Origin of the sequence: Salinibacterium sp. SWN139 (assembly GCF_015864625.1) — a bacterium.
In the GTDB taxonomy this organism is placed as follows: domain Bacteria; phylum Actinomycetota; class Actinomycetes; order Actinomycetales; family Microbacteriaceae; genus Rhodoglobus.
The window spans coordinates 129,203-142,778 of sequence record NZ_JADYWV010000002.1 but is presented as its reverse complement, the minus strand read 5'-3'; the positions used below and the strand labels follow the sequence as shown (position 1 = coordinate 142,778).

12 protein-coding genes are annotated in these 13,576 nt (G+C 61.4%); 5 read left to right on the top strand and 7 right to left on the bottom strand.

Features of this window, described 5'->3' with window-relative positions; translation table 11 throughout:
* Positions 1-111: 111 nt before the first annotated feature.
* The 5 genes from I6E74_RS05820 to I6E74_RS05800 all read right to left on the bottom strand — a co-directional run bounded on the left by I6E74_RS05820 (position 112) and on the right by I6E74_RS05800 (position 5,560).
* Entirely contained in the window at positions 112-819 is a 708-nt protein-coding gene (locus tag I6E74_RS05820) for a hypothetical protein (RefSeq protein WP_197123900.1), read from the bottom strand.
* Positions 816-2,474: a serine/threonine-protein kinase gene (locus I6E74_RS05815; RefSeq protein ID WP_197123898.1), complete on the bottom strand. Its 1,659-nt coding sequence runs from the start codon at positions 2,472-2,474 to the stop codon at positions 816-818. Before I6E74_RS05815 ends, I6E74_RS05820 begins: the two co-directional genes overlap by 4 nt.
* The gene (locus tag I6E74_RS14710) at positions 2,474-3,748 is read right to left on the bottom strand and encodes an FHA domain-containing protein (RefSeq protein ID WP_197123896.1); all 1,275 of its coding nucleotides are present in this window, start codon (positions 3,746-3,748) and stop codon (positions 2,474-2,476) included. Before I6E74_RS14710 ends, I6E74_RS05815 begins: the two co-directional genes overlap by 1 nt.
* Positions 3,749-3,754: 6 nt before the next feature.
* Complete coding sequence (locus tag I6E74_RS05805; RefSeq protein ID WP_197123894.1) at positions 3,755-4,609, bottom strand: PP2C family serine/threonine-protein phosphatase; 855 nt, start codon at positions 4,607-4,609, stop codon at positions 3,755-3,757.
* Positions 4,610-5,047: 438 nt separating this feature from the next.
* The gene (locus I6E74_RS05800; protein WP_197123892.1) at positions 5,048-5,560 is read right to left on the bottom strand and encodes a DUF3592 domain-containing protein; all 513 of its coding nucleotides are present in this window, start codon (positions 5,558-5,560) and stop codon (positions 5,048-5,050) included.
* A gap of 210 nt (positions 5,561-5,770) precedes the next feature.
* Between I6E74_RS05800 and I6E74_RS05795 the strand changes: the two genes are divergently transcribed.
* A complete protein-coding gene (locus tag I6E74_RS05795) occupies positions 5,771-6,859 on the top strand; it encodes a Glu/Leu/Phe/Val dehydrogenase family protein (RefSeq protein ID WP_197123890.1) in 1,089 nt (362 codons plus the stop codon).
* Between the two features lie 93 nt (positions 6,860-6,952).
* Here the strand turns inward: I6E74_RS05795 and I6E74_RS05790 are convergent, their stop codons facing one another.
* The gene (locus tag I6E74_RS05790) at positions 6,953-7,918 is read right to left on the bottom strand and encodes a TerC/Alx family metal homeostasis membrane protein (protein WP_231604888.1); all 966 of its coding nucleotides are present in this window, start codon (positions 7,916-7,918) and stop codon (positions 6,953-6,955) included.
* 274 nt (positions 7,919-8,192) lie between these two features.
* Here I6E74_RS05790 and I6E74_RS05785 point away from each other — a divergent pair, with 274 nt between their 5' ends.
* The 3 genes from I6E74_RS05785 to I6E74_RS05775 are packed head-to-tail and all read left to right on the top strand — an operon-like array spanning position 8,193 to position 11,256.
* A complete protein-coding gene (locus I6E74_RS05785) occupies positions 8,193-8,564 on the top strand; it encodes a helix-turn-helix transcriptional regulator (protein WP_197123886.1) in 372 nt (123 codons plus the stop codon).
* Positions 8,561-10,594: a cation-translocating P-type ATPase gene (locus I6E74_RS05780; protein ID WP_197123884.1), complete on the top strand. Its 2,034-nt coding sequence runs from the start codon at positions 8,561-8,563 to the stop codon at positions 10,592-10,594. Before I6E74_RS05785 ends, I6E74_RS05780 begins: the two co-directional genes overlap by 4 nt.
* Positions 10,591-11,256, top strand: a complete 666-nt coding sequence (locus I6E74_RS05775; protein WP_197123882.1) for a thioredoxin domain-containing protein — start codon at positions 10,591-10,593, stop codon at positions 11,254-11,256. Before I6E74_RS05780 ends, I6E74_RS05775 begins: the two co-directional genes overlap by 4 nt.
* A 23-nt stretch (positions 11,257-11,279) precedes the next feature.
* Here the strand turns inward: I6E74_RS05775 and I6E74_RS05770 are convergent, their stop codons facing one another.
* Positions 11,280-12,524 (bottom strand): acyl-CoA dehydrogenase family protein, encoded by a 1,245-nt coding sequence (locus tag I6E74_RS05770; RefSeq protein ID WP_231601136.1) that lies wholly within the window; start codon positions 12,522-12,524, stop codon positions 11,280-11,282.
* Between the two features lie 160 nt (positions 12,525-12,684).
* On the opposite strand from I6E74_RS05770, the gene I6E74_RS05765 reads away from it, so the two are divergent.
* Positions 12,685-13,554: a helix-turn-helix transcriptional regulator gene (locus tag I6E74_RS05765; RefSeq protein ID WP_197123879.1), complete on the top strand. Its 870-nt coding sequence runs from the start codon at positions 12,685-12,687 to the stop codon at positions 13,552-13,554.
* Positions 13,555-13,576 lie beyond the last annotated feature (22 nt).

Here is a 13,576-nt window from a genome sequence, read left to right as displayed (position 1 = left end):
GCACACGATCACGCTGACATTTCTTCGATCACTTCTGGCAATTACCGTAGCATTTTTCAACTTCTCTCAGTAGGGCAGTGTATGGGTAGTTCTCCCCTGCCGCGGCCCCAATCATGGGGTGCGGCCTTCCTCGTCATTGCGATCAAGCAAATAGAGGTCGTCTTTATCGACAAGTCTGGTCGCAACGGCAAACTCCACGAGTCGCAACCTTCGGTTGGTGGCGAGATTGTCCTTGCCCCCTCTCAAACCCGCGACACCGCGCTTGTCGAGCTTCTCGCATACGTTATCGAGCTTGCGATTGAACGTGGTGATCGACCAGCCGAGTCTCGCCGCGACAACGGCAGAGGTCGGAATATCCCCTCGGCCTGCCGTCGACTGACGCAGTACTCCCTCTGCAAGAGCCACGATGAGCAACCGCTGAGACGACGTCAGGGGAATCGGACCGATCGTCGTCGAGCCACCCGTTCCCGCTAACGCCGTCGACGTGTTGTAGTAGTCATCACCCGCGTGAATAGTGAATTCGTACGTCGTAGACCCCGCGCTGAACAGCACCTGCATTTGGGGGAAAACGATCGGCAGCCGTGCTCCGGGCGCTAGCCATGCCTGCACTTGACCGGTGGCATCAGTCACGGTCGCTGTCAGCAGGTTGCCCACGTTTGCTAGCCACCACATCCCAAAATCTTCATATATCCGAAGAAAACGACGGTGCAGGTAGGGGTTGTCGTCGATGACCAGGTCGGATTCCCGACCGACATGAAAATCGTTGGGGTGAGCAATGTCGTACCACTCGCCGCAGAACTCAACTCGAAGCGGATTCATTCGGGAAAACACGCCTCCAACGGATTAGCAGATTCGGTGCCGGCGCGCACGATCCTCACGTCGATACAAAGTGTGACTCCCGGAGCGTAACCGTCGACGGTGATGACGCCGTCTTCCGATTGTCGAACCGGCTCACTGTCGCGCCCCACCCGCTGCCAGATGATGCGATCGTCGTCGTCGCCCGAGGGGTTATCGACGGTAAAAATTACGGAACCGGCAGTTTCGGATGCGGACACGAGCACCGGCGTTGGCACGCTCTCCACAATTGCGGAGGTGGGAGCCGTGGTGGGAGCCGCAACCGAGGGAACCTCTGTGGAAACCGGATTCGTGATGAAGACCGCTACGCCGACGGCAATCGCGACGGCGGCTGCGACTCCTCCGATGATCCACGGCAGTGGCTTTCGGGGAGACGATGTTCGCGTCTTCAGCTCGCTTTCGCGCGTCGTCGCCATCTCAAAAGGTTCTGTGGTCGAGTCAGCGGCCTCGTTCGCGGGCGGTCTGCGGCGGACCACGGTCTCGCCCAACTCCATTCCCCCTGGCTGGGCGATCCGCTGGGGAGCACCGCGGAGCTGAGTCTCGTCTGCGCTGGCGACAGTGCCCGCAATGGGAGCGTCTGCGACGCGATCAGCCGCGGGAGCGGCAGCCGAAGGCTGCGCTTCGATCGTTGCAACCCCTCGCGCACGCGTGGCGTCGTCGTCATCCTCGGCTCCGGCCGGAGCGACCTGATCGACGACAAGGTTCGGCACGTCGACGGTCGTCGGGGCGTAACCCAATTCCAGTTCAACGCGCTGCAATGCTCGTGCCAGATCAAGTGCGCTCGCGAACCGATCGTCGCGACGAGATGCCATACCCTTGCGCAACACGGCGAGAAAGCTGGCCGACACATCCTCCCGCGTGAGCGGAGTGATGAGTCCACGTTCGATGCGGCCGATGAGGTCAAGAGCACCATTAGATCGACCACGCACCTCGAACGGCGTATGCCCGGCGAGGAGAGTGTAGAGCGTGGCCGCTAACGAAAACACGTCGGCACGAACATCCGGATTCGGATCGTCGTCGAACATCTCGGGCGGCGACCACGGTATCGACATACCGATCGACGCCCCGGTCGTTGAGCCGCTCTCTTCGATGAGTGGCGAGCGCGAACTCGTGTGCAGCGGAATCTCGTCATCGAGCGCCGAAGAGATACCGAAGTCGGTGAGAGCCGGCCAACCGTAATCGTTAGTGAGCACGTTGGCGGGCTTGATATCGCGGTGCAGAATGCCAGCGCCGTGCGCAGTGGCGACCGCGCCGCTCACTCGGATGCCCACCCGCAAAACATCGGTCACCGCGAGCGGAGCGCTCCTGTATCGCTCAGCGAGACTCGGGCCCGAGCAGTATTCCATGACGAAATAGGGTCGATCGTCAGAGGCAACATCCGCATGAAAAATGGAAACGATATACGGATGCGCCGAGAGCTGCGCCATCAGGTTGGCTTCAGCCACGAACGATGCGCGAGTAGCCGGCGCTAAGTCTTCGGTGAGGAGGACTTTCACTGCGACCCGACGCTTAGGAAGGTGCTGGTCATAGAGAAAGACGTCGCTGAAGCCGCCCGAACCTAACAGCTTCACAAACGTGTAGCCCGGGAGTTCGGGCGGCGTTGAGGGAGCCCGACGCATTACGCCCCCTCACTCACGGTGAGAGTGACGTCGCCACCGAGATCGATCACGGTGCCTATAATCACCGCTGTCGGCTCCCCGGCACGCAGCCGTTGAGAGGCTCGACCCGGCAATGTCACATGAGTGCCGTTTCGAGAATGCAAGTCGGTAACGACCACCGTTCCGCCCTCGACAACGATCTGAACGTGATTGCGAGAGATGTCTTTATCGCCGGGGATCGTGACGAGTCGAGGTAGCGCTCCGCTCGACACCTTGGCCACGGTTGGTGCGCGTCCAACCAAAATCGGCTGAGAAAGCACCTCGCGGGCACCAGTCGAGAGGTCGAGATAGAGCGTGGGCTGATTGGGCGGTGAATCGCTCACCGTCGAGGGTTTCGGTTGCGAGGCTCGCAGACTCGCAAGATCCGCCGTCATGATCGTCAAACCATCGTGGTCGCCCTCTGCCGCCGGTTGCTCTGCACCCAGGAACTCTGAGCCAGCTTCTGGGGCCGGCGGCGGCGCGACATCCGCGTTTTCGGCGCTCACGTCATTTTCGTTGCCGCTGGCGGCTTCCGAGACGTTGCGCATGACGGTTTCTCCGAAGAGAAAGTCGTATCCCTGAGCGTCGTCGACGGCGGTATCGCCCTTGCGGGCGGCGGATGCTGCGCTCACTCCCGGCGGAATGTCGGAGAACTGATCTGGTCGGTCGACCATCGTCGCCTCCGACACTGCGGCGGCTGGCGGCAATGCGTCTGCCAACTCGGGGGCGCTGGGAGTCAGCCTTGGAGACTCCAGCGAAGCGGGAGTCGCTGTGCTGCGGCTGCTGCTGCGTGACGAGTGGACGCTCATCGTCTTTACAACGCCCGCGAATATCGGGAGGAATACCTCATGGCGCGTCTCATCGCTCCGTCCAGCGGCGCGGCCGTCGATCGCGATCACGCAGTCGCGAACGTCATCAAAATGGTGTTCTGCCCATGTGCTCACACGTGTTCCGCTTACGGTGTGCGAACCGGTGGCGGTGCTGAAAACCACGCTCGCTGCTCCGCGCACGATAGCGCGGGCACCCGCCGAAGTGGTGTCATCCGCCGTCCACTCGACGAGGGCAAATGACGGCGTAGCCGAGAGACCGCGGGCGCTCAGCACCTCGACGGCCGCTTGCGCTCCTGCAATCCGGTTAGTCCAGAGCCGCTCGATAAGCGCCGAGTCCGATGAGTCGACAAGAATGATGAGTTGCTCGCCAACGACCGCTGACCATGCGGCATCAGCGGCTGGTTCACAGAGATACTTCGTTACCACTGCGTTCTACTTCCTGGGTCGGGTTTGTTCGAGGTGCTGCGGAATGACGCGGTCGACAGTGTCTTCATCGGTTGCGTCATTGTCGGCGGCACGCGCAGCGTCGACTACGACAACCGTGACGTTGTCTGAGCCGCCGGCCGCGATGGCGGCCGCAACGAGTCGATCGGCGATCGATTCGTCGTCACTGAGAGCGGCACGGTCAGCAAGAATGCCTGCAATAAGGTCGTCGTCGAGTTCTTTCGTGAGGCCGTCGGAGCACACAACAAAAGTCTGCTGCGTCGCAACTGGCAATAACCAAAAATCCGGATCGACGTGAGAGTGGATGCCCAGGGCTCGCGTGATCACGTTGCGATCGGGGTGAACGGATGCTTCGATCGAGGTGATGTGCCCGAGGTCGATGAGTTCTTGCACGGCAGAGTGGTCGACGGAGAGCTGCTGCAGGCTTCGCCCATCCCAACCATAAATTCTGGAGTCCCCCACATTGAACGCCATCCAACGAGTTTCTTCGTCGGCCCCCACAGAGACCAGAGCGATGCCCGACAGGGTTGTTCCCGATACTCCGTCTTCTTCTCCACGAAGCGCGATGACGGCGAGGTTGGCCTCTGAGATGGCATGAACGATGTGTTCGGGCGTGAGGATGTCGTGCTGCGCCACTGCACGAGCGACGCTCTGAACAACGCACTGACTCGCGCGATCGCCGAATGAATGCCCGCCCATTCCGTCGGCAACGAGGTAGACGCGAGGCAACACGAGCATGCTGTCTTCGTTCAAAGTGCGCACTGATCCGCGGTCTGAATTGGCATACGCCGTCACGCTCAGAGGCCCGTTAGGCAGCACAACCGTGTACTGATTCGAAACCATCGCTGTGCCCCCAAGTATTTGTCAGATATCAACGTAGCAATGAATGGGCGACACCGCGCATACCCAGTGGCATGCTATCCACAACGCACGTCGCTCGCTCTGGAGAAGTTCATGATTACGCGGACCCAACGCCGTGAGAAGCACGCATATCCACTCTCGGAAATGCCAAGTCCCGCAACGAGATTGTTCCCGTGCCGACCGGCGAGCGCGCCGGTCGTGTTATGAGCGTTGCCGTTCATGCGACCGTCCTCAGACAAGGCTTGGGCGGTGCACGGAAGTCGGTCATCCAGATCCCTAGCGGTATGGCGTTGACGCCCGAACACAACTCGATGCGAGGCTCGACCTCGACGATGCGATCTCGGCGTTATCGACACACATGCTGCTCAATCTATTCAGTCTGAACCGAGCGGCAAATGCATTCTGCGAACTAACGCTCGATTAGCGGTAGTCGGTGTCGAGCACGATTGCCGTAGCAGGGTCGGCCTCGACGTAGTGCACCTCTGCTGTGGAATTTGCGGCGAGCGCAGCTTCTTTGTCGAAGGACCCTTCGTCGTAGCTGTGGTCGCCGAGAGCGATGTATGTCTTGCCGTCAACCTCGTAGCTGAACTCAAGGCGCACGAGTTGAACCGTGTGACGGCCGGAGCGGCTCGACTCGTCAACAGTATTACCGGTCGGCACGGCCTGCGTGACGAGACCGTTTTCGATGATCTCTGCCCGCCCATCATGCTTTTGCGTCGTCAGCACGCCAATGATCGCGATGATCGCGAGCGGGATAACGAAGAACTTGACGAGGTTCCAGACGGGCCTGCGTTTGTTCGCCTGAGGCGTTGGCTTGTTCGGCGGAGCCGTTGGCTTGTTCGGCGGAGCCGTTGGCTTGTTCGGCGGAGCCGTTGGCTTGTTCGGCGGAGCCGTTGGTTTGTTCGGCTCAGGCGCTGGCGAAGTGTCGCTCATGAACTGGTCTCTCTGTCGCTGCTTGGCGCACAATGTGGGCCAGTGACGACCGGGCCCGATCGCTCAAGCATGTGCCAAATCAAAAGGTAGCAATGAATAGGCGACACCGCCGAACCCCGGCGGTATGCTGACCAGAGCGCACCACCCTCGCGCTACCACCACTTGCCATTTTGTTGTTTTGCCCACAAGGCCCACACGCAGGAGAAGTTCATGATTTCGCACGCATCAACGACGCTAGAAGCCCCCGTATCCGCTCTCGAAAATGCGGATTTCACGCATGAGAACGTTCTGATTTCAACGGGCAAACGCTCCGGGCTTGTCATTACCGTTGCCGTTCACTCCACCGTTCTCGGCCAAGCCCTCGGTGGTGCGCGAATGTGGAACTATCCGCACTGGACCGATGCTGTCGCTGACTCCCTGCGCCTCTCCGCCGCAATGACGCTCAAGAACTCTGCCGCTGGCCTCAACCGTGGTGGCGGCAAGTCGGTCATCCACATTCCAATGGGTGTCACCCTCACTGCGGATCAGAAGCGCGATGCGATGCTCGATCTCGGTGACGCCATCGAGAGCCTCAACGGCGCCTACATGACGGCGGAAGATGTCGGCACAAGTGCCGAATTGATGTCAATCGTTGCTGAGCGCACCGAGCACGTCTGCGGCCTTCCCGCTGATCAGGGCGGCGCTGGCGAGCCGGCGGATGCGACTGCTGCAGGTGTGCACGCGAGCATCCTCGCCACCTGCGAAGCACTGTTCGGTACGCGCGATCTTGCCGGTCGCCACCTCGTTATTTCTGGGCTCGGCCAGGTCGGCGGCCGCTTGGCACGTTCCCTCACCGCCGCCGGCGCCGTGCTCACCGTCACCGATGTCAATCTCGACCGCAAGCTGCTCGCGGCAGAACTCGACGCCAACTGGGTTGACGCCGACGAAGCGCACAGCGTGGTTGCCGACCTCTACATCCCGTGTGGCATGGGCGGCGCGCTCAGCCCCCGCGTCATCCGCGAACTCAACGTCAGCGGTGTTGTCGGAGCCGCGAATAACCAGCTTGCCCAGCACGACGGCGCCGAAGCCCTTGCTGAACGCGGCATCCTCTGGGCACCTGACTTCGTCGTGAACGGTGGCGGTGTGATCTACCTCGATATGGCTTCGGAGCCGGATGCGGATGCCGACGCCATTGCGAAGCGCGTCGAGGCCATCGGTGACACCGTGACCACTATCTTCCGCGATGCCGCAGCCCAGGGCATCACCACCTTGGACGCCGCAGAGCGCCTCGCGCAGTCGCGCCTTGTTACTGCGGGATAACTCACCGCTCCGCAAACGAAACGCGCGGTGGTGCACCGGCGAGCTCATGCTCGAGGTGCCCCACCGCGCATTCGCGTATGCAGGAAATACCGCTTAGTCGACCGAGAGTTCGGCGAGCTCACGCTTCTTGTCGCGGCGCATCTTGGCGAGACTCGCCACGACGGCAACGGCCATTGCGGCAAGGATCACGATGAGCGAGGTCCAGGTGCCGATCTCGGGTGCCCACAACATCGGCTCTCCGCCGTTGATAAACGGCAGCTCATTGACGTGCATGGCGTGGAAGAACAACTTGACACCGATAAAGGCCAGCACGAAGGCGATGCCATAGTGCAGGTACTCGAGCTTGTCGATGAGATCGCCAAGAAGGAAGTACAACTGGCGAAGGCCCATCAGAGCAAAGATATTGGCCGCGAACACGATGAAGGGGTCGGTCGTGATTCCGAAGATGGCCGGAATCGAGTCGATCGCGAACACGAGGTCCGTAATTCCCAGCGCAATAAAGACCACGAGAATCGGTGTGAAGACCTTTTTGCCGTCGATCACGGTGCGCACTTTGCCACCGTCGAAGTTCGGGGAAATATTGATGTGTCTGCGCAAGTAGCGGATGATGCCGCTCTCGGTCTGTTCCATGTCGTCGTGGTCTTCGAACACTTGACGGATGGCTGTGTATAGCAAAAACGCACCAAAAATGTAGAAGATAAAGCTGAAGTTCTCGATCAATTGCGCACCGAGCAGAATGAAGATTCCACGCAGCACGAGAGCGATCAGGATGCCGACCATCAGCACCTCTTGTTGGTACTTTCGCGGCACCGAGAAACGGCCCATGATGATCACGAAGACAAAGAGATTGTCGATCGAGAGACTGTATTCCGTGACCCAGCCGGCGATGAATTGGCCGGCCTGTTCAACATCACCGAGCAGGAACATCATGAGGGCGAAAACGAGGGCGAGGCTCACATAGAAACCAACCCACAATGCTGATTCCTTGGTGCTCGGAATGTGCGGGCGTTTGTAAGCCATGATGAGATCGGCCGTCAAAATGATCAGCAGCACTGACATCGACGTCACTTCAAACCAAATAGGCAGAGTAGTCAAAAGAATCCGTTCAAGGGTTTCGAGGCGTAGCAAGACTCGAAAGTCTCTCCCGCATCCGCCAGAGACGTGGATGCCGTTGCCCCGGAACCGCTACTGAGCGGTTCGTATTGACGAGTACAACGAGGTGGGATACTCCCCTTCGCATGGCCCATGATAGCCGACGCGCGCTCGCTCAATACGGGAAAATTCACAGTTTCGCCCGTGGATATATGATCAGCGGTCACTGTATGGTCAGTGGATGCTGACCATTGCTTCTCGTGTCGATGTCATGAACCGCCTAGGCCGAGCCATGACTGACCCCACTCGTGCCCGCATTCTGGTCTCATTGCTCGAGAAGCCCGGATATCCCGTGCAACTGGCGCACGACCTTGAGCTCACGCGCAGCAACGTCTCCAACCATCTCACCTGTCTGCGCGGCTGCGGGCTCGTCGTCGCAACACCCGAAGGTCGCTCGACCCGCTATGACATTTCAGACCCCCACCTTGCCCACGCCCTCAACGACCTCCTCAACGTCGTGCTCGCCGTCGACGACGGCACACCGTGCGCCGGCGACAACTGCAACGATCCGTTCTGCTGCACCCCCAACACGACCGCCGAGGTGACCGCATGAGCGAAGAGTGCTGTGGCGTGGATGCTCCGCTCAAGTCACGCGGCACCGAGTCCGTAACCCTGCTCGGCACCGCTACCGCCGGCACCACGCCTGACGCAGCTCCAGCGTCACGTCGAGTGGACGCTGCCGTCGCGCCGTGGTGGAAAGACCGAGCCCTCGCGCTGCCTGCAGCCTCGGGAGCGCTTCTCGCGGCATCCGTCATTGTGGGTTGGTCCGGAGTCACTGACGGGGTCACCTTCACCCTGCAGTTTCTGAGCCTCCTCGCGGGCGCAACAACGTTTGTGCCCGGTGCAGTGCGTCGCCTGCTCCGCGGCTCCCTCGGGGTAGGGCTGCTGATGACAATTGCCGCCATCGGTGCTGTGCTCCTTGGTCATGTTGGCGAGGCTGCCGCCCTCGCCTTCCTTTTCTCCATCGCCGAAGCTCTTGAAGATCGTGCAATGGATCGCGCACGCCAAGGATTGCGCGCTCTTCTCGCGCTTATTCCCGACGCGGTAGTGGTCGAGCGCGACGGGGCCCAGCTGAGCGTACCGACTCGCGACATCGTGATCGGTGACGTTCTTGTCGTGCGCGCCGGTGAGCGCGTCGCCTCGGATGGCATCGTGGTGAGCGGCCGAGGCAGCATCGATACCTCCGCCGTGACGGGCGAATCGCTCCCCGCCGCGGTAGACACCGGCGACGCTGTGCTCGCCGGTTCGATCAACGGTGAAGGTTCGTTGCGCATCCGCACCACTGCGGCTGGCACCGACAACTCCCTGACAACCATCGTGCGCCTTGTCGAAGAAGCGAATGGGCGCAAGGGCGCTCGTGCTCGACTGGCCGACAGAATCGCTCGTCCTCTCGTGCCGATCGTCTTGGGAGTCGCCGCCGCCATTGTTGGTTTCGGCTTCCTCGTCGGCGACCCCGAGCTCTGGACTGAACGAGCGCTCGTCGTGCTTGTGGCCGCATCGCCGTGCGCCCTCGCGATCGCCGTTCCTGTAACGGTCATCTCGGCGATCGGCTCCGCGAGCAAGCTCGGAATCATCGTGAAATCGGGCGCCGCCTTCGAACGCATGGGCAGCATCCGCACCGTTGCTTTCGACAAAACCGGCACGCTCACGCGAAACCAGCCAACCATTATTGCCGTCGAAACCGTCGATGGGGTGACGCGTGACGAGGTGCTGAGCATCGCCGCTGCGCTCGAAACCCACAGCACCCACCCGCTCGCTCACGCGGTCCTGGTTGCATGTCCCGACCACCCCGAAGCACTAGAGGTACGAGAGGATGCCGGCCGCGGAATATCCGGCACCGTGAACGGCGTTTCCGTGCGTGCCGGCAGCACCCGCTGGATGGACGCCGGCGAGCTTTCGCCAGCCGCCCTTCGCCTCGCCGACGACGGCATGACCGTGATGGCCATCGAACGCTCCGGCATCGTGATCGGGCTACTCGGCATCCGCGACGAACTGCGGCCCGACGCTGCGGAGGCTGTCTCGCAATTGGCGAGCGCGGGCATCCGCACCCTCATGCTCACCGGCGACAATTCCAGAACGGCAACGACGATTGCAGCCGAAGCTGGGATCAGCGATGTGCGCGCCGAACTCCTTCCCGCCGACAAGGCCGACGCGATCGCCGCGCTCTCCCAGGAGTCCCCCACGGCAATGATCGGTGACGGTATCAACGACGCGCCAGCACTGGCCACCGCCGACGTGGGCATTGCGATGGGTGCGACAGGCTCGGCAGCGGCGGTCGAGTCTGCGGATGTCGCCTTCACCGGCAGCGACCTGAGACTCATTCCGGTGGCGCTGCTTCATGCTCGGCGCGGGCGTCGCATCATGACGGGAAACATCGTGCTGTCGCTTGCGATCATCGTGGGTCTTTTCCCCCTGGCGCTCACGGGCGTTCTCGGCCTGGCCGGTGTGGTGCTCGTGCACGAGCTCGCCGAACTGGTGGTCATCCTAAACGGCCTCCGCGCGGCTCGACTTTCGCATAGCCTTGATTCGCGCTCAGCAATGGGCGCTGGCCGTCAATCCCAGCCTGTTCGGAGTCTCGTGTGAAGAAAGCCCTCCTGCCCACCTTTGCTGCACTGGGCATCCTCGCTCTCGTCGCCGCCTTCGTCTTTGTGTACGTGACGGCGAAGAACGCCGATACCGACACAGCAAGCACCAGCTCGGACTCCTCCGAACTCGCCTCCGCTGTAGCGAGCGATTCAAACTACGTCGACGATGTCGGCTCCGATGCGGTCACCATTGTCGAATTCCTCGACTTCGAATGTGGTGCCTGCGGTCAGTTCTACCCCTATGTTGAGGCCCTGCGCGAAGTGTACGACGGAGATATCAACTACGTCGTTCGCTACTTTCCGCTGCCGAGCCACCTCAACTCGATGGATGCCGCCATCGCGGCCGAGGCTGCTGCCCAGCAGGGCGAGTTCGAGGCCATGTACCACCGCCTCTTCGAAACTCAGGGCGCCTGGGCCGGCGGCACTCCCCCGCAGACGGATGCCTTTCGTGCGCTCGCCGTTGAACTCGGGCTCGATATGGATGCCTACGATGCCGCAGTAGCCGACCCTGCGACTCAGGCTCGTGTCGAGGCCGACTTCGACGCCGGCGTTGAGCTGGGCGTCAACAGCACTCCCACCTTCTTCGTGAACGACGAATACATCGAGACGAGTCGTCTAGAAAATCTGCCGGAGGCTGTTGACGCCGCAGTCAAGGGCTAATTGCACTCAGCGCCCAACGCTGCTTAGGTGTACCAACTCGGTTCTGGTACTTCGTTCAGCAGCACATACTGACCGACTTCGCGCTTCTTGTACGGCGCCGGGTCGTGCAGGCTGTGGGTGCGCAGGTTGCGCCAGAAAATATCGAGGCCCACTGAGTTGGCGGATGCCCGAGCACCCGTCAGCTCGAACACCTTCGTTGCGACCTCCAAGCCGTCGTCGCTGATGCGCAGCTTCCCGGCTGCAATGCGCACGGCGATTTCGCCACGGCGGCGTTCGGTGAGCTCGGTGCGCGGCGCGTGAAGCACCGCACTGATTTCGGCGCCGACAGCATTGAGCAGGGCCTCATCCGCCCAGAGTTTCGATTGAAGCTCACCGTAGCCTTCGAGGATGTACCACTCCTCGCTCGCGTGCGCTTTGGTGTCACCGCCATAGGGCCAAGCGCGGCTCTTGGTGCGCGTGTACGACGAGGCGGCTTCAATCGCTCCTTGCGCAATGCCGAGATAGAAATTCGCAAAGACTAACTGGATCGCGGGCACGTTGAGAGTGCCGTAGGTGAGCGGCTGAAACTCTTTGTTCACGAAGCCCAGCGCTGACGACCATCCGGTGCGCACGCCATTGATCTGTACGGAGCCGGATTCGGTCAGTCGTTGGCCAAGATTGTCCCAGTCGCCGTTGAACACGATTGCTGGCTGGTCTGTCGGCACGATAGCAAAAACATGAGTGTCGGTTCCTTCGAGGATTCCCTCGAGCACGGTGAGATCCGAAACGACACCGCCCGTCGAGAACGACTTGTTGCCGGTGAAGACGATCCCGTCGCCCTCGTCCGTGACGAGCAAATCAGAATCGCGGGGATTCACCGCACCGCCAAAGAGGTAGTTGTTCTCGGTGTAGTGCTTCTCCACGGCGACGATCTGCTCGTCGGTGGCGACGAGGCGCGCCGCCCACGCCCAGAGGTAGTGGTAGCCGAGCAGTTGACCGATCGAGCCGTCACCCCGCGCAATCGTGCGGATGACCTTGTAGGTGGTCTCCCACTCCTGCCCACCGCCGCCATGCTCGGCCGGTCCGAGCAGCGTGACGAGCCCTGAGTTCTTGAGAAGCGCCACTTCGGCGTGCGGCGGCTGGTTGGCGACATCTCGCTCAACCGCATCTGCGGCCAGGATGTCAGACACTTCTTGAGCGCGCTGAAGCCAGCCCTCTGGTGTGGTGGGGCGGGCGCTAGCCGCCCAGCGATTCTCGATCGCAGTGGGCGTGGCAGTGAGATGCGGCATGGTCGCTTTCCTTCGTGAGTCAGGATTCCGGATGGGGTGTGAGCCCTATCTTGAGCCTCATCGCGGCACGCGTCGAGCATGTGTCTTCTCGCTACTTTCTGTTACGAATCGTGTACTAGATTCAGCACTGAGCACGCTGCCGAGAGCACGAGGAGACCCGATGGCCCACGAGCCGAATCCGCTCGCCAGCTATCTGCGAGCGCGAAGGGATTCGCTGCAGCCCACCGACGTTGGACTGCCCGCCGCGGCGGGTCGGCGAGTGTCGGGTCTTCGTCGGGAAGAGGTCGCCGAACTCGCGGGCATCAGCGCCGATTACTACGTGCGCATCGAGCAGGGCCGCGATCAGCACCCCTCCGACCAAGTGCTCAGTGCGCTGGCGCGAGCGCTGCGCTTGGATGACGATGCGCGCGACTATTTCTTTCGACTAGCGCGCCCGGGGTCACAAACGATGCGTTCGCATCCGCTGTCGGAGTCGGTACTGGGATTGCTCGACTACTGGTCGCACACCCCCGCCTACCTCTTTGATCGCAACCATGATGTGCTCGCCTCCAATCAGTTGATGCGCGCCCTCAGTCCCGAAGTACAACCGGGGCACAATCAACTCATCGATGCTTTCGGCGGCTACGCCCGCGCGATCGAGGAGGAACAGCCTGCCGCGGTGCTGGAGGGCTGGGAGTCTATTCTCAACCAAATGCTCGCTGCACTTCGATTCTCAAGCGACCCCAATGATCCGCGGCTGCACGAGGTCGTCGGCTATTTGTCGACGACCTACCGAAGCTTTCGACCACTCTGGGCTCGGCACGAGGCGCGACCTCATACGGGAGGCACACTCCACGTGCTCCTTGATCCCATCGGCTGGGTCGAATTTCGGTGGCAAGCCCTCGAAGTCTCGAATGCTCCCGGCCAATATCTCGTGACCTACCTAGTCGAGCCAGACACTCACGCTGCTGCCGCGATCGCGTACCTCGTGTCGATTCGACGGCCGGGGGCATCCGCTTTCCGTTCCGACCAGTTATCACCTGATGCCTAATTGCTTCTCACGTGGAGCCTCG